Below are 24535 nucleotides of genomic sequence, written 5' to 3'. Positions count from 1 at the left end.
CACTCACTTCAGTAGTTGTACCCCTTTATTTTTTGACGGTGGTTAAATACAGACAGTCGCTATACAAACTATTGTAAAGCTGGCATAGTTACGTCAAAGAATAGCACGCACGTTCTTTTATTTGGTGAGAATGACAACGCATCGGGCTTCATCCGATGCATTGTCTAAGTGACGAACATACGTCGCAAAGCGAATCTGGTAGTTCAAACATGCCGGATTAAATAAATTTTGTTTGGGATAACCCAGATAATCAAGGAGACGCAACAATGAACAAACAAGTCCGTTTTTTACCAAAAATTCTCGCAATGTCCGTTTTGGCTGCCTGCGCGATGCCTGCTTTTGCGCAATCCGCTGGTAGCAATATCGTTGGTATCGGTTGGTTTCATTTAACTCCGAACGACTCCAGCGATGGCTTGACCAGTCCTCGCGGCTACGATGCTAACGCTCATTCCGCAGTCAGCAATGCCGATACCGTAGGACTTTCTTTCACCCGTTTCTTCACGGATAACATCGCTCTGACGGCTGATGTGGGTATCCCGCCGACATTCAATCTGAACGGTACCGGCACACTGGCAGCGTATGGCCAAATTGGCAGCGCCAAGCAGTGGAGTCCTGCGCTGGTCATGAAATATTACTTCGGTGAGGCAACCAGCAAATTCCGGCCTTTCCTCGGCGCGGGCGTAAGCTATATCTGGTACTCGGGCGTATCATTGAATTCCACTTTCCAGAATGTTGCGGCAGGTGGTTCTGGTACTGCGGATGCGTCGCTCAGCAATTCCTGGGCTCCGGTACTCAATGCGGGTGCGACTTATAACTTCGATGACAAATGGTCATTGAATGTGTCTGTGTCATACATCCCGTTGAAGACAGATGCGGTCATTACTGCTCATCCATCGGCTGCCCCAAGTGTCAGTCTGATTTCCAAGACCAGCATCGCGATCAATCCTTTGGTGACCTTTTTGTCCGTCGGTTACAAGTTCTGATTGCAGTAAAAATAAAAAACGCCTGACCGATTTTTTCGGCAGGCGTTTTTTAATGCGGTATTCATTTGCAGGCATAAGCGCCTGTTCAAATTATTCAGGGGCGATGATTTCGGTAGTCTGAGAAAATCCGCCGCCATGAAATACCAGCCCGGGCTGCGGATGTACTTCGCAGCGTTCAACTTCCCCGACAAAAATCACATGATCGCCTTCCGGGTAGCGGCTGCGGTTATGGCATTCAAACCAGGCAGAAACGCCTTTAAGGATCGGGTTCCCTGCCGGCGAAAGTTCATAATCCACACCCTCAAAGCGATTAGGGATTTTCCGCGAAAATTGCGTCGCAAGATCGGCTTGTCCTGCACTCAATACATTAATCACATAATGAGAGTTGCCGGAGAAAAAGGGGAGGCTGCTGGCTGTAGTACCCAGACTCCACAGAACCAATGGCGGATCGAGCGAGACCGAGTTGAATGAGTTGGCGGTGAGGCCAAGCAAACTACCATCTTGCAAACGGGTGGTGATGATGGTCACGCCAGTGGCAAATTGGGATAATGCTTTACGGAAATGTGGCCCGTCGAATTCGCGCGTGGTAGCGCGCGGGGAGCGTCTGAACATCGATGGCCTGTAGGTGTATGTGATTCGGATAGGCGCCATTTTATGCCGAAATCCAATTATTCACTTGAGGCAGGCGACAGTGATGTCGACGCCCTGCTCAGGTGGAGGGAATCGGGCCGCACGCAAGTTCGATTTGCGTTAAAGTTGGCCCACAGTGCAACCATGTTCGGGGAAATGATGAAAACAGAAACCGCAGTACTCGGCGGAGGATGCTTCTGGTGTACCGAAGCCGTCTTTCAGCAGGTCAAAGGTGTTCAGCATGTGGAATCCGGCTATACCGGCGGGCACATGGTTAACCCGACATACGAACAGGTCTGTCAGGGCGTGACGGGCCATACAGAAGTGGTCAAGCTCGAGTTTGATTCTGATGTGGTGAGTTACCGCGACATTCTGGAAATATTTTTCACTATCCATGATCCAACCACCTTGAATCGCCAGGGCAACGATACCGGCACCCAATATCGTTCTGCGATTTATACCGTTTCCCCCGATCAGGCCAACATCGCCAGAACAATCGCCACCGAAATGGCGTGTGTCTGGGATGCGCCTATCGTGACCGAAGTCGCGCCATTAGGTGACTATTACAAGGCAGAGCAATACCATCAGGATTACTTCAATCAACATCCGCTACAAGGGTATTGCGCGTTTGTCGTGGCACCGAAAGTAGCGAAGTTCCGTCAGGTGTTTGCTGAAAAGAGTCTGTCTTAAACGATATCCGACTGTGGGTACATATAGCGGCGCGACCAGTCCAGCGTATCTGCGTTGCGGCCCGCTTTGGCACACACCACCTGATACAGCGAAATCCAGTCGTTCTCAAAAGCGTACGCACTGCCGGCCAGATAAACGCGCCAGATACGGTACAACTTATCATCGACCAATTCCTTGATACGGGCGCTGCCGGTTTCGAAATTATCGGCCCAGATGCTGCAGGTTTTGGCGTAATGGCGGCGCAGATTTTCGAGGTCGAGCGCTTCCAGTCCTCCTTGTTGCATGGCGCTCAGCACCGTACCGATGTGCGGTAGTTCTCCGGCAGGGAAAACATAGTGATCAATAAATTCACCGCCGCCATAAGGGGTTTCACCGTTCTTCACATCGCTGGTCGTGATGCCATGATTGAGCGCCAGGCCGTCTTCTGCCAGTAAATTGTTGATGATGGAAAAATAAGCCGGCAGATTTTTCAGGCCGACATGCTCGAACATGCCGACACTGGTGATGCGGTCGAATGTGCCGCGGGTATCGCGGTAATCCTGCAAACGGATTTCAATGAGGTCGCTCAGACCGGCGGCGGCGACACGTTTCGTCGCCAGTTCGAATTGCTTTTCCGAGAGCGTGATACCAACGCAGTGCGCACCAAATTTTTGCGCAGCGCGTATGACCAGCGCGCCCCAACCACAGCCGATATCCAGTAAACGATCACCAGGACGGACTTGTATCTTGGTCAGGATATGGTCAATTTTCTTTAACTGCGCGCTAGCCAGATCTTCATCGCCATTCTCAAAATAGGCGCAGGAATACACCATATTGGAATCGAGCCATTCGGAATAAAAGGCATTCGACACATCGTAATGATAGTGAATGGCCTCTGCATCCGAGGCTTTGCTGTGGCGTATGGAGCGGGTGATGCGCGCCAGCTTGCCATCCGCTTGCAGTGTCTGTGAGGCCAGAAGATTGGCGATACGGATAATGCTTTTAACCGGGCCTGCGACCTGAATTTTTCCTTCGACATACGCCTCCCCGAGATTGGAGAGTGAAGGATTGAGTAAATAACGCAGAGCTGAAACGTGCGGTACGGTCAGCGTGACTTCCGGCGGTGATGGACTGAAATCAAACGTGCTGCCATTCCATAATTGAAGACGAAGTGGAATGACGGTTTTGCTACGGACGGTGTCAATCCAATTGGCGAGTTTTTTTTCCCAAAACATGGTGTGCTCCTGAGTGATGTATCAAATGGATACCAATCTGATCAGGAGTGGCAAGCTTTGGTTCGGACTTGCGGTTTAGGAAGGTTCTGACTAGGCTACTGCGCGACGCAATCACAGGCCTGGGATTACGTCGCTTGCTACGCTTACTCAGAGGCTCTTTAGGGTTGTAGTCGCTTGATGTGCCATTCCCCTTTTTCTGTTTTGCTGTAAAGAAGACGGTCATGCAGGCGCGATGGACGGCCTTGCCAAAATTCGACTTCATCGGGGATCAGGCGATAGCCGCCCCAATGCGCAGGGCGTACCGGATGCTCTCCCTCGCTTTGTTCCACGCGGGCATATTGTTGTTCAAGCGCTGCGCGATCGGCGATGGGTTGGCTTTGCTGAGAGGCGATCGCTCCGAGGCGGCTGCCCAAAGGGCGGACCGCAAAATAGGCGTCGCTTTCTTCCGCGGATACTTTTTCAACGCGACCTTCAATGCGTACCTGACGTTCGAGTTCTATCCAGTAAAAGAGCAGCGAGGCATAAGGCTGCGCCGCTAGATCAAGACCTTTGCGGCTGTTGTAATTGGTGAACCAGCTGAAGCCTTTTTCATCGGCGTTTTTGATCAGCACGATGCGTGACGAAGGACGACCCTCAGCCGATACGGTAGACAGAGTCATGGTGTTCGGCTCCGGCAATTCGGCCTTGAGCGCTTCATCAAACCAGATGGAAAATTGGGAAAACGGATCGGCGGTCACATCTTGCTCTGCCAGTGTGGCGAGCTTGTATTCTTTGCGGAGGTGGGAGATGGTCATGGGGCGCTATCGTGAAATGGGCGTAACGAAGAAGCATAAGGAACCCAGTGATAAAGGGCTACACAACACAATTGCAGTGCTGCGAAGTTCGTCGTGCGCAAGTGCAAATTATTTCTTGGCTTGCACTTGTGTCGCTCTGTATTTCACCATAGGTTCCTGAAAGTGTCGATGAAGCAAGCTTACTCTCATCGACACTTTGTTGCTTTGAGGCTTTAGTTTTTGATTGCTTCAACCTGAATCGAGAGTGTGACTTGCGGCAAAAACAGGGGCAATCCAATGTTGATGCCGTAGTCGGCGCGGCTGAATTCGGCAGACGCATCGGCGCCGCAAACTTCGCGTTTGAGCATCGGATGCTGGATGCATTTGAACTGGTTGATCGTCAGCGTCAAAGGTTTAGTGACGCCATGCAAAGTGAAATTGCCTTCGACCGAAACCGGTTTGTCACCGTCAAATTTGATCGACGTTCCCTTGAAGTTAGCGGTCGGAAATTGCGCAGCATCGAAGATCTTCGCGGTCTTTGATTCTTCGCTCAGGATGCGATTGCCGAAATCCGCGGAAGACATGTCGATCACGATATCGGCGCTGCCGGTTTTAGCGGCGCGGTCCAATGTGATCTGGCCGCTGGTCTTGGTGAATTTTCCGCGCCATATCGACAGGCCACCCATATGGTCAGCTGCAAAACTGGGATAGGTGTGATTGGGATCGACAGTGTACGTATCAGCAGCCTGGACAGCATTAGCAAACAAACCGAGGGCAATCAGGGAAAACGCAGTGGCAGTATGTTTCATAGGAATTCCTTCGTTGAACGAGCGGGTGAAAAAAACGCCGTGTTATTGCGCGACGATATGAAATTTAATCAGGACTTCATCGGCGACCATGCCGGTATCTTTCCACTCGCCTTCACCGATGTTGTAAGTCAGTCGCTTGATCGGCAAGGTGCCGTCGAACACCTGATTAGCACCGGTTTTGTTGACGGTGAGCGGGAAATGGACTTCGCTGGTTTTGCCTTTGATGGTCAGCTTTCCGGTAACGTCGAATTTGCCGGGCGTGCTTGGTTTGATGCTGGAGGAGATGAAATTTGCCTTGGGAAACTGGGCCGTATTGAACCAGTCTTTTTTCATCACTTCTTTGTTGTATTCGGCTTCGCCGAGATCGAAGCTGGCGATGTTGATATCAATACTGGCTTTGCCGAGTGCCGGCTTCGTCGCATCGAAATCAATGCGGGCATCGAAGCTTTTGAACGTGGCGTCTACCGGCACATTCAATTGTTTGAATGTGATGAGGACGCTGCTTTTTGCCGTATCTGTTTTTAGTGGTGCGGCATGGGCCGTCGCGAAGAGAGTGGTCAAGCAAACAGCCAGACTCAGGCTACGCAGGGCAGAAGTGATATGCATGGAGAAGTCCTTTAAGTCGAGCGATCGAAGTGCTGAAAACTTGAGTGATGTTACGGCAGCATTTTTCGTAGTATGCCGTCGCGATCTATGAACTGATGCTTCAGTGCGGCCAGAACATGCAAGCCGACACCGCCCAGCAGAATCATGTTGAGTACGTAATGGGCGAGTTTCAATATCGGCTTGAGACCGGCGTCAGGCGCCATCAGCACCGGCAGCGGGAAGATGCTCAGATACACGATGGGGACGCCGCTTGCCAGGCTATAAAAATATCCTGAGAGGGGAATGGCGAAGATCAATGCGTACAGCAGCACATGCATCCACCGGGCAGCTTGTTGCTGCCAGTGGGGCATGTGGGTTGGGTAGGTCGGCGAGGGCTGACTCAGTCGCCACAGCAGGCGCAGGCAAGCCAGCGCAAAGATGGTGACGCCTAACCATTTATGCCACGATACGTAACGCAGCTTGGCCGGCGAAAAGGACATATCGACCATCGTCAGACCCAGCGTGAAGGCGACGATGATCAGTAGCGCCACCAGCCAGTGAAAGAAGATGGCGATAAACGAATAGCGTTGCATGCTTGCTTGGGTCATGGTTCAGCTGTCCGTTCTTAGGCTTATTTTTAAGACTTATTTTGCAGGCTTATTTCTCAGACTTATTTCTCAGACTTATTTTGCAGGCTTATATGCGGCTCAGCTGTTCTGCAATGCCAATGTAATTGGCTGGCGTCAGATCCATCAGGCGCTGTTTGGCATCCGCCGGAATGGCCAGACCAGCAACGAAGGTTTGCAGTGCTTCGCGTGAAATGCCTTTGCCGCGGGTCAGTTCCTTCAATTGCTCGTACGGATTTTCTATGCCGTAGCGACGCATTACGGTTTGCACTGGTTCGGCCAGTACTTCCCAGGTGGCGTCCAGATCTTGCGCCAGACGCTCAGGATTGACTTCCAGTTTGTTCAAGCCGCGCAGGCAGCTGTCGTAGGCCAGCACGGCGTAGCCTAAAGCCACACCGATATTGCGCAAGACGGTTGAATCGGTCAGGTCGCGCTGCCAGCGGGAGACGGGCAATTTTTCCGACAAATGTTTGAGCAAGGCATTGGCCAGACCCAGATTGCCTTCGGAGTTTTCAAAGTCGATAGGATTGACTTTGTGCGGCATGGTTGACGAACCGATTTCGCCGGCTTTCAGGCGTTGCTTGAAATAGCCGATCGACACATAACCCCAGATATCGCGGTTAAGGTCGAGCAGGATGGTGTTGGCGCGGGCGATGGCATCGAACAGTTCGGCCATGTAATCGTGCGGTTCGATTTGCGTGGTGTGGGGATTGAAAGTCAGGCCCAGACGCTGTTCGATGACGTCGCGTGAAAATGCTGGCCAGTCGATATCGGGATAGGCGGACAGGTGGGCGTTGTAGTTGCCTACTGCGCCATTCATTTTGCCGAGGATTTCAACGGCGGCGATGCGTTGCACCGCGCGTTGCAAACGAGCAACAACATTGGCGATTTCTTTGCCTAATGTTGTCGGGCTGGCGGGTTGGCCGTGGGTGCGCGACAGCATGGGCAGCGCCGCATGTTCATGCGCCAATGCCGTCAGGCGTGTGATGACCGCTTGCAGCGATGGCAGCAAGACCGTATCGCGCGCGGTTTTGAGCATCATCCCGTGCGAGGTGTTGTTGATATCTTCCGAGGTGCAGGCGAAATGAATGAATTCGGAAGCAGTGACCAGCTCCGGTACATCCTGGACTTGTTCCTTGAGCCAGTACTCCACCGCTTTGACATCGTGATTGGTAACGGCTTCGATTTCCTTGATACGGCTGGCGTCGGCTTCCGAAAATTCGCTGGCGATCCGGTCAAGCAGGACGATGGCGCTGGCGGAAAATGGCGGGATCTCAGCCAGCCCGGCCACGGCCAAGGCTTGCAGCCATGCAATTTCCACTTTGACCCGATGATGCATGAAACCAGCTTCGGACAGGATAGGCCGCAGCAGATCGGTTTTGGACGCATAGCGACCATCTAGGGGGGACAGGGCGGAAAGTGGGGAAAGGGACATGGTGGCAATGGGCAGGAGATGAGAAGAAGGCGACGATTTTACCATTGGGTACCCTTAGTTGCGGTTGTTGTCAAAAGTGGTGCAAAGCACATACAGTAGCGACTGATCCTGTTCCTTTGCAGTCAAACCCCGATGCTATAATCTGCGCATCTATTATCAAACTGCCTATGAAACTCATCGCCTCGCTTGCAAGTCCCTACGTGCGCAAAGTCCGCATCGTCATGCTGGAAAAAAAGATCGACTACGAACTGGTTTTGGAGGACGTGTGGAACGAAGCATCCACCATTCAACAATTTAACCCGCTCGGAAAAGTCCCTTGCCTGATGATGGATGACGGCGGTGCCATGTTCGATTCACGGGTGATCGTGGAGTATCTCGATACTCTGACGCCCGTCGGCAAGCTGATTCCCCCTAATAGCCGTGAACGCGCCGAAGTTAAATGCTGGGAAGCGCTGGCAGATGGTTTGCTCGATGCGGCAGTGCTGGTGCGTCTGGAAAAAACTCAGCGTACAGTCAAGCAGCAAAGTCCTGTGTGGCTGACCCGCCAATGGAGCAAGGTCGATGCCTCGCTGAAGGCAATGTCGGTCGGTCTTGGTGAGCGCGCGTTTTGTGCTGGCAAGAATTACACCTTGGCCGATGTTGCTGTTGGTTGCGCCTTGGGCTGGCTGAGCTTTCGTTTTCCTGAAGTGACTTGGCGCGACGATTATCCCGAGCTTGCCAAATTATTCGATAAATTGTCGGAGCGGCCGTCGTTCAAGGAAACGACGCCGCCTTAAACACAAGCGCGGCAGTCGTTTCGCCGCGCCCTTTCCTTCCCTTTCCTTTCCTTTCCTTATTCTTCCGCCATCTGGCTTTGCAGATAATTCGGCAAGCCTATCTTGTCGATCAGATCGATCTGCGTTTCCAGCCAGTCGATATGCTCTTCCGTATCGTCGAGAATGTACTGAAATAATTCGCGCGACACATAATCGCCGACTTTCTCGCAGGCAGCGATACCTTCCTTGACGGTGACTTGCGCGGCTTTTTCCAGCGCCAGATCGCAGCTCAGCATTTCCGGCGTGTTCTCGCCAATCATCAATTTGTGCAGCGCTTGTAGATTCGGTAGTCCATCGAGCATCAGGATGCGGTCGATCAGCTTGTCCGCATGTTTCATTTCTCCTATGGATTCCTGATATTCCTTCTTGGCGATTTTTTCAAACCCCCAATGCTTGTACATACGGGCATGTAAAAAATACTGATTGATAGCGCTCAGTTCGTTGGTCAACTGGTCATTGAGCAACTTGAGAATAGATGGATCGCCTTTCATGGGAACTCCTGGGTAAGTGAGGGGTGGATAAAGGCAAAAGCAGTTAGCCAGCTGATGGCGGTGCTGTGTCTTTATGGACGAAGATCATAGACTACCGTGGCGGGCTTTTCACCTTCATTTAGCGAGAATCATTCTTGGGAAGCGATGTTTAGTTTACTTCTCAGCTCTTTTTTGCTCGCCACTCCATCTCGTTCTTGTAAAAAAGAAAAACCGTCCTGCGGCACAATTGCGGCAGGACGGGTTGATGCGAAGAGGTGCTTATTTTTTAGGCTCAGTCACAAAGCCAATTTTACTCAGCCCACCTGATTGAGCGGCCGCCATGACTTGCGCGATTTTTTCATACTCGGTGCTGCGTTCCGCGCGCAGATGCAATTCAGGTGCCGGTTGTTTTTGGGCCGCCACGGCGATTCGCTGTTCAAGTTGGCCGGCATCGACCAATTCCTCGTTCCAATAGGTCTTGCCTTGGGCATCGATGGACAGGTTGATATTTTCAGGCTTGGTCTGATCGGGTTGATTGGTGGCGCGCGGCAAGTCGATCTTGACCGCGTGGTTCATGACCGGAATCGTCATGATGAAGATGATCAACAGCACCAGCATCACGTCTACCAAGGGTGTGGTGTTGATTTCGGGATTGAAGTCGTCGTCCGCATCGGACAGGGATCCCATCGCCATTACGCACCTCCGACGGCGCTTAGCCTGGGGCCTTTGTTATGGACGCCACCTTCATCATTGTTGCCTGAGCGTGAACCGGTGACGAACAGGGCGTGCAGGTCAAAACCGAATTTATTGAGTTTGGCGATCAGGGTTTTGTTGCCGCGGACCAAGGCGTTATAGCCGAAGGTGGCAGGAATCGCGACGGCCAGTCCCAGTGCCGTCATGATGAGCGCTTCGCCGACCGGCCCTGCCACCTTGTCGATGCTGGCCTGTCCTGACGTGCCGATGGCGACCAGTGCATGATAAATGCCCCAGACAGTGCCGAACAATCCTACGAAGGGGGCGGTGGAGCCGACTGATGCCAGCACGGCCATGCCGGCTTGCAGCTTGCCTGTAACGTCGTCGATTGACTGGCGCAGCGAAAGGGTTATCCAGTCACTTACCGATAGGGCATCGTGCAGATGGCCCTTGTGGGCATGGTGATGGCTCATCCCATTGATGCCTGCTTTGGCTACGTCGGCAAAGGGATTGTCCGCGCCGAGCGTGAGCACGCCACTGTCGAGGCTGGTGGTGTCCCAGAATGCGTGTCCTGCGGCATGGGCCGGCGAACGGTAGCGTAGTAGCTGCACTGCCTTGGTCAGAATGACGTACCACGAGGCGACCGACATGGCCAGCAGCAGCATGGCGACTGTTCTGATGACGATATCGCCCTGCGTCCAGAGGCTTTCCAATCCGTAAGGATTTGCTTCCATGATGTTTCCTTTTGAATGATGCTGATTGATATGGGAGAAATTGCTAAGCTGTGTTGCGGCTATTTTTGATGGTAGTTAGTTATTCAGTCGGAATGCCAGGGGAACGGTTGCGGCTACCCGCAGTGATATGCCATTTTCCATATAGGGCTTGAAAATCCAGCGCAAGACGGCCACTCGTGCGGCTTCATCCAGCCGGGGCCAGCCAGAACTTTTTTTCACGGTGACGCTATCAGGAAGGCCTTTTTCATTAATGACGACGCGTAATTCGACCTTGCCTTCTTCGCCCATGCGTTTGGAGACCGAGGGATAGGTGGGCGGTGGGTTGGCGATATATTCCACGCCGCTAGTGACGGTTTTTGGCACAGCTGGACTAGTCGAAGTTGCAGTCGGCAGGGCCACTGGCGGGCTGGCTTCCTGTGGTGGTGTTGACGCTGTGGCGATGGCCGTCGGGGATGGTGTGTTTGGCACGGGCATCGGCAACGGCGTCGGGCGCGGTGGAGTAACAGACGGCTTTGCGAGTTTGACGACTTTGGGTGTTGTTGTCTTAGGAACACTGGGTGCGGGTGGATGCTCAGGCGTGATGAGTGATGCGAATATTTCCTTCGGTTGCGTTGGCATGACCCGATTGATCAGTCCACTTTTCAGCGCAGAGAACAGCAGCAGATGCAATAAAACGATCAGGCCGAGTGGTCCGATTTTTTTAAGCGGGTGGAAAATGGTCGTCGGAAAGCTAGTGAGATGGAGCAAATTCGGGTTCATGTGGTGGCGGTTCAGGCCGCACTGGCATTGGGGTGAAAGGAAAGCATGTGCAATGCATGTGACGGTCTGGCCGGGGCCGCTGACTTCAGGCATTCCTGCACGATTTGCCGGGCGCATGAACCGCACTTTCCGCAACAAGCGGCGACACCAAAATTATTCCGCAGTTCTGCCATGGATGTCATGCCGCCATTGACTGCCTGGCGGATGGTACGGTCGGAGACGTTGTTACAAACACAGACGATCATGGTGTGCCCTCTTGCCGGTTGCCCGGCTTTTTATGGATCTGGCCAATATGGAAAAATAAAAATGGAAAAATCAGGGTGAGACTCTATGAATACTTTCTCTGGCTGATTAACCAGCCCTGGGATGCATTACGCCGATTTCACCCCGGAGACGATGCGTGAAAAAAATGTCAGTTTTTCCGGTCGCGGCATGGTTCGTTCAACGATTGCCGCCCATTGTTCAGACAGTTGAAGGCAGGTTGCGCGAAGAACGGGTGCCAGATTCGGCAGATCGGCCAGCGCTTTCAGATGCCGTTCAATGACCGATGCCAGCTTTACGCAACTACTGCTTTCATTGGTGTTCGCGGTGTAATGCGACATCAGATGCAACACGGCGGAGACAAGTAATTCCGGTTGTGCCGGTGCGTTATTCGGTTCCAACATGGTTTGTTCGATCGCCATCACATTCTCCTTGGGAGAGTTGGATGCTGGCTGAGATGCCGACGATATCCGGCATCTGGCTGGCGTTGTCGTTGTCAGTTTATTACGCAGTTAAAATCAGTTTGTTCAGCTGGGTCAGCCGTAATTTGTAAATACGGCCGCCGTGATCGATTTCGAGTTCACGCATTTGTCGGAACAGATCTTGACTCTTAATCCGAGTAATCGGTGAGCCGTCGGCAGATGTGGCGGGGGGGCTTGAGTGCTTGGTGTTTGGCTGATGCATCATATGATTCATGAAAACCTCCTATTGAATGCGAACAATTCTTATTTAGATTATTCAACATTTATAAAGCGATTGCAAGGGAATTCCTATTTTGTTTTGTGGAAGAAAAGCGACCCCGAATGCAAAACGCTCCGCAGGCAGGGCCGACGGAGCGTTCAGGAGTGCGCGCAAGACCAGCGCGCTTATGTTGTCCAGGGGGCGTTTAGCCGGCGGTTTCTATAATTCCACCGCCTAAGCAAATATCGCCATCGTAGAGCACCGCCGACTGGCCCGGCGTCACAGCCCATTGCGCTTGTTCGAACTGCAGGCCGAAGTGAGCGTCGTCGATGTTCTGCAACTCGCAGACGACATCGCTCTGGCGATAGCGCGTTTTGGCCGCCAGCAGCCCATTTTGAGGGGCATGGCCGGCAACCCAACTGATCTGGCTGGCGGTCAGCGCCGGTGCCAGCAGCCACGGATGGGCATGGCCTTGCACGATATAGAGCGTGTTGGTCAGCACATCTTTCCTTGCTACATACCAGGCATCGCCCTTGCCATCCTCATTCTGATGCGCTTTCAGACCGCCTATGCCGATACCTTTGCGCTGACCCAGCGTATAAAAACTCAAGCCCACATGCTCGCCGATAGTGACGCCGTCAGACGTCTTGATCGGGCCCGGCTGGTAGGACAGATAGCGGTTCAGAAATTCGCGGAAGGGGCGTTCGCCAATGAAACAAATCCCGGTCGAATCCTTTTTAGCGGCATTCGGCAGATGCAAGCGTTCCGCAATGGCACGCACTTCGGTTTTTTGCATCTCTCCAAGCGGGAACAGGGTGTTGGCCAATTGTTGCTGGCTGAGCCGATGTAAAAAGTAGCTTTGGTCTTTGCTTGCATCGAGTGCCTTGAGCAATTCGAAACTCCCCGCCATATTTTGACGCACACGAGCGTAATGACCAGTCGCAATCAAATCTGCGCCCAGCGACATTGCGTGATCCAGAAATGCCTTGAACTTGATTTCCGCATTGCACAGCACATCGGGATTGGGAGTTCGTCCCGCCTGGTATTCGCGCAGAAACTCGGAAAACACCCGGTCCTTGTACTCAGCGGCAAAATTCACTGCCTCGATATCGACGCCGACCACATCGGCGACGCTCACGGCGTCTATCCAATCCTGACGCGTTGAGCAATATTCATCGTTATCTTCGTCTTCCCAGTTCTTCATGAACAGGCCGATGACTTCATAGCCTTGCTCTTTCAGCAGCCATGCCGTAACCGACGAGTCGACGCCGCCAGACATGCCGACCACTACTTTTTTCTTGCTCATGGAAAACTCCCTGCGCCGGTTGCAAGCGGCGACAGTTGTCGGGAGGAGAATATCCGAACGGGGTCGCGCATACTATTCATCAGGCATAATCAACTTTTTAAACGATAGTCATTTTACCGTGGCTGCAGAAGGTCGTCGGTCTGGCAGCGCCAATGTGAGGTTTATACCCTCAGAACATGATTTTGGCGGGACTGTTTCCAGGCAAGACATCAGCGTTATCTATAACAAAGGGGTCGTAATGAAATTAGGAATACCGACGGAAAGCCGGGATGGGGAAACCAGAGTTGCCGCCACGCCAGAAACAGTCAAAAAGTTGATTGCAGCCAAGCATCAGGTACTGGTGCAAGCCGGTGCGGGTATCAACGCCAGTATTACTGATGAGGCCTACCTCGCTGCCGGTGCCACCATAGGCAGCGCTGCCGAAGCTTTCGGTGCAGAGGCCGTGCTGAAAGTGCGCGCCCCGAGCGCCGCTGAACGCGATTTACTCAAATCCGGCACCGTCGTGGTCGGCATGCTCAATCCTTTCGACGCCGACAATACTGCGGCGCTGGCCGCCGCCGGCCTGACTGCCTTCGCCCTTGAAGCCGCGCCACGTACTTCGCGCGCGCAATCGATGGATGTGTTGTCCTCACAAGCCAATATCGCCGGCTACAAGGCGGTGCTGATGGCCGCCAATACCTATCAGCGTTTCATGCCGATGCTGATGACCGCCGCCGGCACCGTCAAGGCGGCGCGTATTCTGATCATGGGCGCAGGTGTTGCCGGCTTGCAGGCGATTGCCACGGCCAAGCGCCTGGGCGCAGTGATTGAAGCCTCCGACGTGCGTCCCGCCGTCAAGGAACAAATCGAATCGCTGGGAGCTAAATTCCTCGATGTGCCTTTCATTACCGAAGAAGAAAAAGAAATTGCGCAAGGCGTCGGCGGATACGCCCGTCCCATGCCCGCCGACTGGATGCGGCGGCAGGCCGAACTGGTACATGAGCGTGCCAAGCAGGCCGACATCATCATCACTACCGCACTCATTCCGGGTCGCAAAGCACCGGTACTGATTAGCGAAGAGACCGTCAAAGCCATGAAACCCGGCTCGGTGATTCTCGATATGGCCGTGGATCAGGGCGGTAATTGTCCTCTGTCCGAATCAGGAAAGACCGTGATCAAGCACGGCGTACACATCATCGGTGAAGGCAATCTGGCGGCGCTGGTAGCGGCCGATGCCTCGGCCTTGTATGCACGCAATGTCCTCGATTTCCTCAAGCTGATTGTCGATGCCGAAGGCAAGCTGGTCATCAATCGGGAAGACGATATTGTCGCCGCTACGTTGCTGTGCAGCGGCGGTGAAGTGCTGAGAAAATAAAATACCGGGGACGGGCAAGCTGGCTTATCACTAGTGCCCGCTTCCCAACATCAAACGAAACAAAACAGGAACACTATGCAACGAATCATGCTGCGCGCGAAAATCCATCGCGCCACCGTCACTCAATGTGATCTCAATTATGAAGGTTCATGCGGTATCGACCAGGACCTGCTCGATGCAGCAGATATTCGCGAATTCGAAAAAATCGAACTCTACAATATCAATAACGGCGAACGTTTTTCGACCTACGCCATTCTCGGCAAACGCGGCAGCGGCGAAATTTCGCTCAACGGTGCGGCGGCGCGGCGCGCGCAACTGGGCGATCTGATGATCATCTGCACCTATGCGCCGATGAGCGATAGCGAAATTGCCGGCTACAAGCAAAAGATCGTTTTCGTCGATGAAAAAAATCACATCACCAGCCTGAAGCCCGTCTAACTCACGGTGCCGCATAGCGGCCTGTCAAAAAGGAAATCCTCATGGAAATCAGTCATACCGTTATAAATCTGATCATTTTCGTGCTGGCCATCTACGTGGGCTATCACGTCGTCTGGACAGTGACGTCGGCTTTGCACACGCCCCTGATGGCGGTGACGAATGCCATCTCGGCCATCATCATCATCGGTGCCATGCTGGCGGCCGGCCTGACCGAGGGACTGGTTGGCCAGGTCGCCGGCACGCTGGCAGTGACGCTGGCGGCGGTCAACGTCTTCGGCGGGTTCATGGTGACGCAGCGCATGTTGGAAATGTTCAAGAAAAAAGAACCCAAGATCAAGACAGATAAGGCAGGGGCATAAGCATGAGCATGAATCTCGTCACTTTGTTGTATCTGGTTGCGTCGGTCTGTTTCATTCAGGCGCTCAAGGGTTTGTCGCATCCGTCGACAGCACGGCGCGGCAATGCCTTCGGCATGATCGGCATGGCGGTGGCTGTCGTCACCACGCTGGCGCTGATGGTGCGTTTGCAAGCCGATCTCGCTCACAGCGGCATCGGTTTGTGGCTGGTGGTGGGCGGTGTGGTCGTCGGCGGCAGCATCGGGGCTTATCTCGCGAAAAGCGTGGAAATGACCAAGATGCCGGAACTGGTTGCGGCCATGCATTCCCTGATCGGTCTGGCGGCAGTGTGTATCGCAGTTGCTGCCGTGTCGGAGCCCTGGGCCTTCGGTATCGCGGCGCATGGCGAGGCGCTGCCTATCGGTAACCGTATCGAATTGTTCATCGGCACCTTTGTCGGCGCGATTACGTTTTCCGGTTCTATCATTGCCTTCGGCAAGTTGTCCGGGAAATATAAATTCCGTTTGTTCCAGGGCACGCCGGTCAGTTTTACGGGTCAGCATTTCGTCAATCTGGTGCTGGCAGTGGCAATGATCGGTTTTGGCGTGATTTTTGTGCTGACGCAGCACTGGCTGCCGTTCATTCTGATGACCGCCATCGCGTTTGCTCTGGGTGTGCTGATCATCATCCCGATTGGTGGCGCGGACATGCCGGTGGTGGTGTCGATGCTCAACAGCTATTCCGGCTGGGCAGCGGCAGGTATTGGCTTCTCGCTGAATAATCCTATGCTGATCATCGCCGGTTCGCTGGTGGGGTCGAGCGGGGCGATTCTGTCTTACATCATGTGCAAGGCGATGAATCGTTCCTTCTTCAACGTGATTCTGGGCGGCTTCGGCGGCGAACCTGCTTCGGCAGCAAGCGCCGGGGCGCAAGCGCAACGGCCGGTCAAGACCGGTTCTCCTGATGACGCCGCTTTCCTGATGAGCAATGCGGAAACCGTGATCATCGTCCCGGGCTATGGTCTGGCGGTGGCGCGTGCGCAGCATGCTCTCAAAGAATTGACCGAGAAGCTGACGCAAAAGGGCGTCATCGTCAAATACGCCATTCATCCGGTGGCCGGTCGTATGCCAGGACACATGAACGTGCTGCTGGCAGAAGCCGAAGTGCCTTACGACCAGGTGTTCGAGATGGAAGACATCAACAGCGAGTTCAGTCAGGCCGACGTAGTGCTGGTGCTGGGGGCGAACGATGTGGTCAATCCGGCGGCGAAAGATCCGAAGTCACCGATTGCCGGTATGCCGATTCTGGAGGTCTACAAAGCCAAGACCGTGATCGTCAACAAGCGCTCGATGGCTTCCGGTTATGCCGGGCTGGACAATGAACTGTTCTACATGGACAAGACCGTGATGGTGTTCGGCGATGCCAAGAAGGTGATCGAGGACATGATTAAGGCAGTGGAGTAAGCGGACGGTAAATTCTGTTCTGCCGGCTTGCAGCCGGATCCTTCGATACGGAGCTTGCGCTCCTACTCAGGACGAACGGTTGGCTATGCATCTATCTGGATACAATACTTGCCGCTGATTGCACCAACCAGAATGCAGCAATTCCTGCTGATGGAGCCAAGACTCAGCCAGAATGCAACAATTCCTGCTGATGGAGCCAAGAGTCAACCAGAATGCAGCAATTCCTGCTGATGGAGCCAAGAGTCAACCAGAATGCAGCAATCCTGCTGATGGAGCCAAGAGTCAACCAGAATGCACCGCTTCCTGCTGATGGGGCCAAGCGTTAAGCTGAATGCACCACTTCCTGCTGATGGAGCCAAGAGTCAACCAGAATGCACCGCTTCCGGCTGATGGAGCCAAGAGTCAACCTGAATGCAGCAATTCCTGCTGATGGAGTCAAGAGTCAACCTGAATGCACCACTTCCTGCTGATGGAGCCAAGACTCAGCCAGAATGCGCCACTTCCTGCTGATGGAGCCAAGACTCAGCCAGAATGCGCCACTTCCGGCTGATGGAGCCAAGAGTTAACCTGAATGCACCACTCCCGCTGATGGGGCCAAGCGTTAATCTGAATGCACCACTCTCCGTTCGTCCTGAGTAGGGATGAAATCCCGTATCGAAGGATCCGGCTGCAAGCCGGGTTGTTGTCAGCAGTCTGAAATGCCGTTCAGTGAGAGCTGAGCGGCATTTTCATTTGAGGGCGTCTTTGATGAAGCGGTGGAAGAAACAGCGGAAACGGCGATGCGGCGCAATCGCGCTTGCTTAGCGCCAGCCGAACATCATCTGTTGCGCCAGCAAACGTCTTGCCGGGGCAACGGTATCAATCAGCCCCAGCGACAGTCCGAGCAGACTTTGCGAGGGGGCGTGATCCGGCGTCGCGGCGAAAATGCGCGCCATGACGTCGGTCAGCGTGATGGTGGCGCGGCGGTCGGCTTGTCGTTGGCTGGAAAACTCTTGCAGCGCGGCAGGATCGGCGCGTCGTGCCAGCAAACGCGCCAGCACGCGGGCATCGCGCAAACCGAGATTCAATCCTTGTCCTGCTACCGGATGCAGGGTTTGTGCGGCATTGCCTATCGCCACCATGCGGGTGGCGGCCGCAGGTCGGGCGTTCAGGCCAAGCGGATAGGCGTGACGTTTTTCTATCGACAGAAAACGTCCTAGCCGGTCGCCAAACGCCGTTTGTAATTCCTGCAGAAACGCAGCGTCATCGAGATTTTGCACCCGTTCCGCGCTGGCCGGACGCATGCACCACACCAAGGCATATCCTCCGTCCTGCGGCAACAGCGCCAGCGGTCCTTCCGAGGTGAATCGCTCGAAGGCGCGATGCGGCAGCGCGGTACTGGTGCGCACATGACTCACCAGCGCGACCTGTTCGTAATCGCGGTGCTGCGTTCTGGCAGTTTGTTCGGCGAATACGCCGCCTTCGGCTTGCACCACGATGCCGGCACGCAAGCAGCGGCCATCGGCCAGTTGTACTGCCACGGCATCGGCTTGTTCGGTGAGGGCGTCGATTCGTACCGGACGTATCGCCACAGCGCCGCTGCGTTCGGCAGCCTCCGCCAGCGCGGTTACCAGCGTGCCGTAGCGGGTGACATAACCGAGTGCGGGTAAACGGTAGTCGTCGCACTCGATTAGCGCACGGCCGAAATGACCGCGTCGCGAGACATGGATCTGATGAATGGCGTCAGCCTGCAATGGCCAAGCACCGACACGCTCCAGAATCTGGCGGCTGCCAAAAGACAGGGCGATCGAGCGCGGGTCTCGTACCGATTCATCTGCGCTGCGGGCATCGACCAGTGCGATGCGTTGCGGCGCAGCGCCAAATTGCACCATCAGCGCGGCAGTGGCGAGTCCGACCGGCCCGGCGCCGCAGATCAGTACATCGAAATCAGTGGGGACGGTCTGTTGCATTTAATGCCTCATCAATTGTTCGATACCTTCGACGGTATTGGGAACGCCTTGGGTAAGGATTTCGCAACCGTCCGGTGTGACGTGGGCGTCGTCCTCGATACGGATGCCGATATTCCAGTACTGTTCCGGCACGCCCGGCGCAGGTCGTACATAAATGCCCGGCTCGACCGTGAGTACCATGCCCGGCTGGAGCGCACGCCACGGTTTGGCACCGCTGGCATCGGGCGCGGCGCGGTATTCGCCGACGTCATGCACGTCCATGCCCAGCCAGTGGCCGGTGCGGTGCATGTAGAACTGGCGATAGGCGTCACTGGCGATGGCGTCGTCGAGGGTGCCGACTTTATTGCGGTCGAGCAGACCGGTATCGAGCATGCCCTGGGCCAGTACGCGGACGGCGGCGTCGTGCCCGTCCATGAAGCCGCGGCCAGGACGGGTAAGCGCAATGGCGGCTTGCTGCGAGGCCAGCACGATGTTGTACAACTCTTTTTGCGGGCCGGAAAATTTGCCATTGACCGGGAAGGTGCGGGTGATGTCGGCGGCATAGCTGTCGAGTTCGCAGCCGGCATCAATCAGGACCAGATCGCCGTCTTTCAATTCCGCATCGCCGGCCCGATAGTGCAGCACACAGGAGTTGGAGCCGGCCGCGACGATGGAACCATAGGCCGGATATTGCGAGCCATTGCGTCGGAATTCATGCAGCAGTTCTGCTTCCAGATGGTATTCGCGCAGACCGGGGCGCGACAGTTGCATGGCCCGGCAGTGCGCTGCGGAGGAGATGTCGGCGGCGCGCTGCATGGTGGCGATTTCGCCGGCATCCTTGAACATCCGCATTTCATCGAGCAGCACATGCACATCGTGAATGCTGGCCGGTGCGCTCACTCCGCTACGACCCAGGGCGCGCACGCCTTGCAGCCAGTCTTGCAGTTGGATGTCGCGCTTGTTGTCCAGACCCAGTGTGTAGAAAACGGCGGGGGCATCGGCCAGCAGTTGCGGCATTTTTTCATTCAGTGCGGCAACCGGAAAAGCTTCGTCGAAACCGAATTCGACACGCGCTGCATCGGGACCATGACGATAACCATCCCAGATTTCGCGGTCGAGGTCTTTGTCGCGACAAAACAAGATGCAGCGGTTTTGCTTGCCGGCGATCAGCACCAGTACGGCATCCGGTTCCATGAATCCCGACAGGTAATAAAAGTAGCTGTCGTGACGATAGGGGTAGTCGGCGTCACGGTTGCGCATGACTTCGGGTGCGGTGGGGATGATGGCGACGCCGCCGCCGCGTGCCTGCATCTGTGCCAGCAGTCGTGCGCGACGTTCTGTGTAGGGGGATAAGGTGGTGGCGAGTGTCATGAGTTTTTCCCTGGTGGAGCGTTCAGTTCCTGTAAGTGTTCGACGGTGCCGACGTTGAACCACGGGCCGCGATACAACTCTCCGCCGAGCAGGCCACGGTCGGCATAATCACGCAGCAAGGTGACTAACTTGGCGTGGGTGCCGGCGGGGATGGCGTCAAACATTTGCGGGCGGAAAACGCCGATGCTGCTGTAGGTGTACATCTGCTCACCTTGATTGGCCAGGGCATAGCTGTGCAGCGCGAAGTCGCCTTGCGGATGGTAGGGCGGATTTTTGACCAGATACAGCCAGGCGGCGTCGCGCTGATTTTCCGGGAGCGGATTGCCCCAGAAGTCATTGTCGGCCAGCGCGGTTTTCACTTGTTCAAAATCGAAATGCGGACAATAGATATCGCCTGCCAGCGCCACAAAGGGCTCTTCGCCGAGCAGATGACGGGCCTGCGCCACGCCGCCGGCAGTTTCGAGCGCGACGGTTTCGGGCGAATACACGATGTTGGCGCCGAAGCGTTCGCCGTTCCCCAATGCCTCTTCCAGCATGTGACCAAGGTGGGCGTGGTTGATGACGATGTCGGTAATGCCGGCGCGTACCAGTCCGAGAATTTGCCAGACGACCAGCGGCCGTCCACGTACTTTGAGCAGGGGTTTCGGGCAGGCGTCGGTCAGTGGACGCATGCGCTCGCCGCGTCCGGCGGCGAAGATCATGGCCTTCATGCGGAGGCTCCGGTGCGGTGATGGGCGTGAGGCGCCCTCAAAATGTGTAGCCGACTTGTGGTTGCTTGTTTTCCAGCTGTTCAAGCACTCTGACCAGCGGCATCAGCATGGGATAGCGGCGCGCTGTTCTAAGGACGTAGTCCATCACCAGCGGGAGATCCTTGAGATAGGCGTCCTTGCCGTCGCGGTGGTGCAGGCGGGCGAAGATGCCGAGTATTTTCAGATGGCGTTGCAGTCCCATCCATTCGAAGTCGCGGTAAAAACTATCGATGTCGGGCGCGACTTGCAGACCGGCGCGGCGGGCGCGCTCCCAGTAACGGATGCTCCAGTCCAGTACCAGTTCTTCATCCCACTGGACATAGGCATCGCGCAGCAGGGACACCAGATCATAGGTGATGGGGCCGTAGACGGCATCCTGAAAATCCAGCATGCCGGGATTGCCTTCCGACAGCACCATCAGGTTGCGCGAGTGGTAATCGCGATGCACGTAGACCTGTGTCTGCGCCATGTTATTGGCCAGCAGGGTGTCGAATACTTTGTCGAGCATCTCATTTTGCTTGGGGCTCAGCGTCGCGTTCAGATGCTTGCCGATATACCACTCGGGAAACAGCTTGAGTTCGCGCAGCAGCATGGCGCGGTCGTATTCGGGGAGCACATCCGGCTGGCTTTGCGTCTGCAACAGGATCAGGGCATCGATGGCGTCCATGTACATAGCGTGGGCGTTGTCGGCATTGAGTTGTTGCAGGTAGGTGGTCGAACCGAAGTCCGCGAGCAGCAGGAAGCCCTGTTCGATGTTCTGAGCAATGATCTGCGGCACCGAAGCGCCCGTGTCAGAGAAAACGGCGGCGACATGCAGGAAGGGACGTACATCTTCCTGCGGCGGCGGGGCGTCCATCACGATGAGCGTACCGCCGGCGACCGTATCCACCCGGAAATAACGGCGGAAGCTGGCGTCGGCCGAGGCAGGGCGCAGGGTGTCGGTCAGTACTGGCGAATCGGGCAGTGCGGCCAGCCAGTGAGTGAGTTGTGTGAGGCGAATATCAGTGGAGATGTGGGTAGCGGGCATGGACGGCAGAGGAATTCTCTTGGTGGCAGTGTAGTTCCCCTATAATAAGGGATTACTCTTTAAAAAATCGCTCGCTATGGTGTTTGACTGCTTTTTTTCATGATCCGCTTTAATAAACATTCCCTACAGCGGCGATTATTTCGCATTTGTGCCTTGTTGCTGGCTTCCTCGCCCGCAACCGTACCCCTGTCGGCGAAAGCGGCCTCTTCCGGCAACGATTTGCCGGTGACGGTCACCGCCGAACAAATTACGGGGCGGCCCGACCGTCAGGTGAATCTGGATACGGATGTCGTCGTCGTCAAGGGGGCGACAACGCTGCAGACCGACAAGGCTGTGTACCGGATCATCCAGGACGAAGTCGACGCCACCGGACATATCTGGATGAAACGGCTGGGCGACAATTACACGGGGGATGAGGGCACGATCAATCTCGAGTCCGGCGCTGGTTATATTTCGCACCCGACCTATTTGCTGAAATCCAATGGCGGGCGCGGCAAGGCAGAGCGGGTGGATTTTCTGTCGGATGAAGAGGCAGTGATCAATCAGGGTACCTACAGTACTTGCGAAGCTCCCGATCCGGACTGGTATCTGCGCGGTAGCAGTTTCGATCTTGATACGGCCAAGGATGAAGGCGTGATGTATTCGGGCGTTGTTTACTTTAAGGGCGTACCGATACTGGCGGCTCCTGTCATGTCGTTCCCTTTGTCCGATCAGCGCGTGTCCGGCGTGCTGCCGCCGACCATCGGCACAACCAGTACCGGCGGACTCGAAGTTACTGTGCCGTACTACTTTAATATCGCCCCCAATCGCGACCTGACCTTGTATCCCCGAATGATTTCCAAGCGGGGTCTGCAAATGGGTGCGGAAGCCCGTTATCTGGGGCCCAACTACGCCGGTCAGACCAACGTGGAATTTATCCACGATCGGATGACGCAAACCGAACGCTATTCCTTGTCATCCGTGCATACCCAGGCTTTGATGCCGAATCTGGTGTTTGCATGGAACGTGAACAAAGCATCGGACAATGATTATCCCAACGATTTTGCGCAATCCATCACCGCCAGTCGGCAGCGCTTGCTGACACGCGATGTCAGCCTGACTTACACCAGTACCTACTGGAGCACGGCAGCCCGCGTTTCCAAATATCAGTTGCTGCAGGATGTAGATAATCCCATCAGCAAACCCTATGACCGCGTGCCCCAGCTGACACTGACCGGCAGTCGCCTCGATGTGGGAGGTTTCGATTTCAATTTCAATTCCGAAATTACCCGGTTCAAAACCGATACGGCGGGTCTGGCGACCGGCGATCGCCTGTACGCTACGCCATCGATGTCGTATCCGATTATCCGGCCAGGGTATTACATCACGCCGAAGGTCATGCTCGACGCCACCAACTACCGGCTGGACACTATTGCGCCGGGTGGTCAAACCAATTTCACCCGGGTAGTACCGACTGTTTCGGTGGACAGCGGCCTGACCTTCGAGCGCGAGGCTTCGCTGTTTGGCCGCTCTGTCACGCAGACACTGGAGCCGCGACTGTTTTATGTGCGCACACCCTACCGCGATCAAAATCCGAATATCTATCCGGTGTTCGATACCGGCCTGGCCGATCTGAATTTCGCCTCGATCTTCAGTGAAAACCGTTTCGTCGGGCATGACCGTATCAGCGATGCGAATCAAATCACGACAGGCGTCGTCTCGCGCTTCATTGAGGAGTCGGGGCTGGAGCGCTTGCGTCTGGCGGCCGCTCAGCGCTTCAATTTTGTCGATCCGAAAGTGCTGCTTTACACGACGGAAAAGGCAACCACCAGCAAAACTGATTTACTGCTGTCGGCAGGGGGGCAGATTACGCGTACGCTGTCTGTCGACAATACGATACAGTACAGTGAAAGTCTCGCGCAGTTGCAGCGCGCGACGTATAGCGCCCGCTGGCAACCTGCTCCGAAAAAAGTGCTGAACCTGACGTACCGTTTCGACCGTACGGCAAGTTATCAGGCTTTGTACACCGGCAGCACAACCACACCCTCCTCCTTTGCGCTGAAGCAATATGAGATTTCGGGACAGTGGCCCCTGACCAACCGTTGGTACGGTGTGGGACGGATCAATTACTCGGTTCCGGACAAAGCCATTGCCGAAGGTCTGCTGGGTATGGAATACAAGGCCGATTGCTGGGTGTTCCGTGTCGCAGCACAGCGCATACCGACGTCCACTTCAAAAGCGACAACATCGTTTTTCGTGCAACTTGAATTAAATGGTTTTTCCAAGATCGGCTCGAATCCGCTTGATGCACTTGCCACGGTGCCCGGTTATCAGCTGATCAATCGACCTGATGTGACGCCTGCTTTTTAACGCTTAGTTGCCTGAGCTCAGTTGCTTGAACTCAGTTGTCTGAACTTAGTTGTCTGA

At 54.9% G+C, this 24535-nt stretch carries 27 protein-coding genes; 8 read left to right on the top strand and 19 right to left on the bottom strand.

The annotated features are described in order from the left end of the window. Positions 1-266: 266 nt before the first annotated feature. Positions 267-983, top strand: a complete 717-nt coding sequence (locus RGU70_RS00425; protein ID WP_322207464.1) for an OmpW/AlkL family protein — start codon at positions 267-269, stop codon at positions 981-983. Positions 984-1073: 90 nt separating this feature from the next. Here RGU70_RS00425 and RGU70_RS00420 read toward each other — a convergent pair whose 3' ends face one another. Further along, complete coding sequence (locus RGU70_RS00420) at positions 1074-1595, bottom strand: flavin reductase family protein (RefSeq protein ID WP_322207463.1); 522 nt, start codon at positions 1593-1595, stop codon at positions 1074-1076. Between the two features lie 177 nt (positions 1596-1772). Between RGU70_RS00420 and msrA the strand changes: the two genes are divergently transcribed. After that, positions 1773-2303 carry a peptide-methionine (S)-S-oxide reductase MsrA gene (gene msrA / locus RGU70_RS00415; RefSeq protein ID WP_322210651.1) on the top strand — a complete coding sequence of 177 codons (531 nt, stop codon included), beginning with the start codon at positions 1773-1775 and terminating at the stop codon, positions 2301-2303. Here the strand turns inward: msrA and RGU70_RS00410 are convergent. The 6 genes from RGU70_RS00410 to purB form a co-directional block, all read right to left on the bottom strand. After that, positions 2300-3517, bottom strand: coding sequence for a cyclopropane-fatty-acyl-phospholipid synthase family protein (locus tag RGU70_RS00410; protein WP_322207462.1), 1218 nt, complete (start codon positions 3515-3517; stop codon positions 2300-2302). The two genes, msrA and RGU70_RS00410, sit on opposite strands and share 4 nt — an antisense overlap. Before the next feature lie 158 nt (positions 3518-3675). After that, positions 3676-4311 (bottom strand): pyridoxamine 5'-phosphate oxidase, encoded by a 636-nt coding sequence (gene pdxH, locus RGU70_RS00405; RefSeq protein WP_322207461.1) that lies wholly within the window; start codon positions 4309-4311, stop codon positions 3676-3678. Between the two features lie 212 nt (positions 4312-4523). Beyond that, positions 4524-5099 (bottom strand): YceI family protein, encoded by a 576-nt coding sequence (locus tag RGU70_RS00400; protein ID WP_322207460.1) that lies wholly within the window; start codon positions 5097-5099, stop codon positions 4524-4526. Between the two features lie 42 nt (positions 5100-5141). Beyond that, on the bottom strand, positions 5142-5705 hold the full coding sequence (locus tag RGU70_RS00395) for a YceI family protein (protein WP_322207459.1): 564 nt from the start codon (positions 5703-5705) through the stop codon (positions 5142-5144). Between the two features lie 50 nt (positions 5706-5755). Further along, complete coding sequence (locus tag RGU70_RS00390) at positions 5756-6277, bottom strand: cytochrome b (RefSeq protein WP_322210650.1); 522 nt, start codon at positions 6275-6277, stop codon at positions 5756-5758. Between the two features lie 103 nt (positions 6278-6380). Next, entirely contained in the window at positions 6381-7745 is a 1365-nt protein-coding gene (gene purB, locus RGU70_RS00385) for an adenylosuccinate lyase (RefSeq protein WP_322207458.1), read from the bottom strand. A gap of 167 nt (positions 7746-7912) precedes the next feature. On the opposite strand from purB, the gene RGU70_RS00380 reads away from it, so the two are divergent. Then, entirely contained in the window at positions 7913-8521 is a 609-nt protein-coding gene (locus RGU70_RS00380; protein WP_322207457.1) for a glutathione S-transferase N-terminal domain-containing protein, read from the top strand. A 56-nt stretch (positions 8522-8577) separates the two neighbouring features. Here the strand turns inward: RGU70_RS00380 and bfr are convergent, their stop codons facing one another. From bfr to mnmA, 8 genes are all read right to left on the bottom strand, one after another. Further along, the gene (gene bfr / locus RGU70_RS00375) at positions 8578-9051 is read right to left on the bottom strand and encodes a bacterioferritin (RefSeq protein ID WP_322207456.1); all 474 of its coding nucleotides are present in this window, start codon (positions 9049-9051) and stop codon (positions 8578-8580) included. 258 nt (positions 9052-9309) lie between these two features. Beyond that, positions 9310-9723, bottom strand: coding sequence for a biopolymer transporter ExbD (locus RGU70_RS00370; protein WP_322207455.1), 414 nt, complete (start codon positions 9721-9723; stop codon positions 9310-9312). Beyond that, a complete protein-coding gene (locus RGU70_RS00365) occupies positions 9723-10457 on the bottom strand; it encodes a MotA/TolQ/ExbB proton channel family protein (protein WP_322207454.1) in 735 nt (244 codons plus the stop codon). Before RGU70_RS00365 ends, RGU70_RS00370 begins: the two co-directional genes overlap by 1 nt. Before the next feature lie 75 nt (positions 10458-10532). Beyond that, the gene (locus RGU70_RS00360) at positions 10533-11216 is read right to left on the bottom strand and encodes a TonB family protein (protein ID WP_322207453.1); all 684 of its coding nucleotides are present in this window, start codon (positions 11214-11216) and stop codon (positions 10533-10535) included. Positions 11217-11227: 11 nt separating this feature from the next. After that, a complete protein-coding gene (locus tag RGU70_RS00355; RefSeq protein ID WP_416186540.1) occupies positions 11228-11398 on the bottom strand; it encodes a (2Fe-2S)-binding protein in 171 nt (56 codons plus the stop codon). A gap of 189 nt (positions 11399-11587) precedes the next feature. Beyond that, on the bottom strand, positions 11588-11899 hold the full coding sequence (locus RGU70_RS00350) for a hypothetical protein (RefSeq protein ID WP_322207451.1): 312 nt from the start codon (positions 11897-11899) through the stop codon (positions 11588-11590). Between the two features lie 82 nt (positions 11900-11981). Further along, positions 11982-12164: a hemin uptake protein HemP gene (gene hemP / locus RGU70_RS00345; RefSeq protein ID WP_322210649.1), complete on the bottom strand. Its 183-nt coding sequence runs from the start codon at positions 12162-12164 to the stop codon at positions 11982-11984. A 199-nt stretch (positions 12165-12363) separates the two neighbouring features. Continuing rightward, positions 12364-13464, bottom strand: a complete 1101-nt coding sequence (mnmA, locus tag RGU70_RS00340) for a tRNA 2-thiouridine(34) synthase MnmA (RefSeq protein WP_322207450.1) — start codon at positions 13462-13464, stop codon at positions 12364-12366. A 238-nt stretch (positions 13465-13702) separates the two neighbouring features. On the opposite strand from mnmA, the gene RGU70_RS00335 reads away from it, so the two are divergent. From RGU70_RS00335 to RGU70_RS00320, 4 genes are all read left to right on the top strand, one after another. Further along, positions 13703-14818, top strand: coding sequence for a Re/Si-specific NAD(P)(+) transhydrogenase subunit alpha (locus RGU70_RS00335; protein WP_322207449.1), 1116 nt, complete (start codon positions 13703-13705; stop codon positions 14816-14818). A 75-nt stretch (positions 14819-14893) separates the two neighbouring features. After that, positions 14894-15256, top strand: coding sequence for an aspartate 1-decarboxylase (gene panD, locus RGU70_RS00330; protein WP_322207448.1), 363 nt, complete (start codon positions 14894-14896; stop codon positions 15254-15256). A gap of 41 nt (positions 15257-15297) precedes the next feature. Then, on the top strand, positions 15298-15615 hold the full coding sequence (locus RGU70_RS00325; RefSeq protein WP_322207447.1) for an NAD(P) transhydrogenase subunit alpha: 318 nt from the start codon (positions 15298-15300) through the stop codon (positions 15613-15615). 2 nt (positions 15616-15617) lie between these two features. Next, positions 15618-17054 carry an NAD(P)(+) transhydrogenase (Re/Si-specific) subunit beta gene (locus RGU70_RS00320; protein ID WP_322207446.1) on the top strand — a complete coding sequence of 479 codons (1437 nt, stop codon included), beginning with the start codon at positions 15618-15620 and terminating at the stop codon, positions 17052-17054. Positions 17055-17854: 800 nt separating this feature from the next. Here the strand turns inward: RGU70_RS00320 and RGU70_RS00315 are convergent. Genes RGU70_RS00315 through RGU70_RS00300 form a run of 4 tightly spaced genes read right to left on the bottom strand, consistent with a single transcriptional unit; the run spans position 17855 to position 22129 of the window. Then, positions 17855-19003, bottom strand: coding sequence for a UbiH/UbiF/VisC/COQ6 family ubiquinone biosynthesis hydroxylase (locus RGU70_RS00315; RefSeq protein WP_322207445.1), 1149 nt, complete (start codon positions 19001-19003; stop codon positions 17855-17857). Continuing rightward, positions 19004-20353 carry a Xaa-Pro aminopeptidase gene (gene pepP, locus RGU70_RS00310; RefSeq protein WP_322207444.1) on the bottom strand — a complete coding sequence of 450 codons (1350 nt, stop codon included), beginning with the start codon at positions 20351-20353 and terminating at the stop codon, positions 19004-19006. After that, positions 20350-21063 (bottom strand): N-acetylmuramate alpha-1-phosphate uridylyltransferase MurU, encoded by a 714-nt coding sequence (gene murU / locus RGU70_RS00305; RefSeq protein WP_322207443.1) that lies wholly within the window; start codon positions 21061-21063, stop codon positions 20350-20352. Before murU ends, pepP begins: the two co-directional genes overlap by 4 nt. Before the next feature lie 37 nt (positions 21064-21100). Then, entirely contained in the window at positions 21101-22129 is a 1029-nt protein-coding gene (locus tag RGU70_RS00300) for an aminoglycoside phosphotransferase family protein (RefSeq protein ID WP_322207442.1), read from the bottom strand. 99 nt (positions 22130-22228) lie between these two features. On the opposite strand from RGU70_RS00300, the gene RGU70_RS00295 reads away from it, so the two are divergent. Continuing rightward, positions 22229-24478: an LPS-assembly protein LptD gene (locus tag RGU70_RS00295; protein WP_322207441.1), complete on the top strand. Its 2250-nt coding sequence runs from the start codon at positions 22229-22231 to the stop codon at positions 24476-24478. Positions 24479-24535: the final 57 nt, after the last annotated feature.

The sequence above is a fragment of the Herbaspirillum sp. RTI4 genome (assembly GCF_034313965.1).
Classification (GTDB): domain Bacteria; phylum Pseudomonadota; class Gammaproteobacteria; order Burkholderiales; family Burkholderiaceae_D; genus Herbaspirillum.
This window is presented reverse-complemented; position numbering and strand designations above follow the sequence as displayed.

Coding starts and splice junctions, on each gene's coding strand:
- panD (WP_322207448.1), top strand. CDS start 14,894: ATGCAACGAATCATGCTGCGCGCGAAAATCCATCGCGCCACCGTCACT.
- RGU70_RS00360 (WP_322207453.1), bottom strand. CDS start 11,216: ATGAACCCGAATTTGCTCCATCTCACTAGCTTTCCGACGACCATTTTC.
- purB (WP_322207458.1), bottom strand. CDS start 7,745: ATGTCCCTTTCCCCACTTTCCGCCCTGTCCCCCCTAGATGGTCGCTAT.
- RGU70_RS00380 (WP_322207457.1), top strand. CDS start 7,913: ATGAAACTCATCGCCTCGCTTGCAAGTCCCTACGTGCGCAAAGTCCGC.
- RGU70_RS00295 (WP_322207441.1), top strand. CDS start 22,229: ATGATCCGCTTTAATAAACATTCCCTACAGCGGCGATTATTTCGCATT.
- RGU70_RS00315 (WP_322207445.1), bottom strand. CDS start 19,003: ATGCAACAGACCGTCCCCACTGATTTCGATGTACTGATCTGCGGCGCC.
- pdxH (WP_322207461.1), bottom strand. CDS start 4,311: ATGACCATCTCCCACCTCCGCAAAGAATACAAGCTCGCCACACTGGCA.
- RGU70_RS00355 (WP_416186540.1), bottom strand. CDS start 11,398: ATGACATCCATGGCAGAACTGCGGAATAATTTTGGTGTCGCCGCTTGT.
- bfr (WP_322207456.1), bottom strand. CDS start 9,051: ATGAAAGGCGATCCATCTATTCTCAAGTTGCTCAATGACCAGTTGACC.
- RGU70_RS00395 (WP_322207459.1), bottom strand. CDS start 5,705: ATGCATATCACTTCTGCCCTGCGTAGCCTGAGTCTGGCTGTTTGCTTG.
- RGU70_RS00400 (WP_322207460.1), bottom strand. CDS start 5,099: ATGAAACATACTGCCACTGCGTTTTCCCTGATTGCCCTCGGTTTGTTT.
- RGU70_RS00370 (WP_322207455.1), bottom strand. CDS start 9,723: ATGGCGATGGGATCCCTGTCCGATGCGGACGACGACTTCAATCCCGAA.
- RGU70_RS00390 (WP_322210650.1), bottom strand. CDS start 6,277: ATGCAACGCTATTCGTTTATCGCCATCTTCTTTCACTGGCTGGTGGCG.
- RGU70_RS00350 (WP_322207451.1), bottom strand. CDS start 11,899: ATGGCGATCGAACAAACCATGTTGGAACCGAATAACGCACCGGCACAA.
- mnmA (WP_322207450.1), bottom strand. CDS start 13,464: ATGAGCAAGAAAAAAGTAGTGGTCGGCATGTCTGGCGGCGTCGACTCG.
- RGU70_RS00365 (WP_322207454.1), bottom strand. CDS start 10,457: ATGGAAGCAAATCCTTACGGATTGGAAAGCCTCTGGACGCAGGGCGAT.
- RGU70_RS00335 (WP_322207449.1), top strand. CDS start 13,703: ATGAAATTAGGAATACCGACGGAAAGCCGGGATGGGGAAACCAGAGTT.
- hemP (WP_322210649.1), bottom strand. CDS start 12,164: ATGATGCATCAGCCAAACACCAAGCACTCAAGCCCCCCCGCCACATCT.
- RGU70_RS00320 (WP_322207446.1), top strand. CDS start 15,618: ATGAGCATGAATCTCGTCACTTTGTTGTATCTGGTTGCGTCGGTCTGT.
- RGU70_RS00300 (WP_322207442.1), bottom strand. CDS start 22,129: ATGCCCGCTACCCACATCTCCACTGATATTCGCCTCACACAACTCACT.
- murU (WP_322207443.1), bottom strand. CDS start 21,063: ATGAAGGCCATGATCTTCGCCGCCGGACGCGGCGAGCGCATGCGTCCA.
- RGU70_RS00425 (WP_322207464.1), top strand. CDS start 267: ATGAACAAACAAGTCCGTTTTTTACCAAAAATTCTCGCAATGTCCGTT.
- RGU70_RS00420 (WP_322207463.1), bottom strand. CDS start 1,595: ATGTTCAGACGCTCCCCGCGCGCTACCACGCGCGAATTCGACGGGCCA.
- RGU70_RS00410 (WP_322207462.1), bottom strand. CDS start 3,517: ATGTTTTGGGAAAAAAAACTCGCCAATTGGATTGACACCGTCCGTAGC.
- msrA (WP_322210651.1), top strand. CDS start 1,773: ATGAAAACAGAAACCGCAGTACTCGGCGGAGGATGCTTCTGGTGTACC.
- pepP (WP_322207444.1), bottom strand. CDS start 20,353: ATGACACTCGCCACCACCTTATCCCCCTACACAGAACGTCGCGCACGA.
- RGU70_RS00325 (WP_322207447.1), top strand. CDS start 15,298: ATGGAAATCAGTCATACCGTTATAAATCTGATCATTTTCGTGCTGGCC.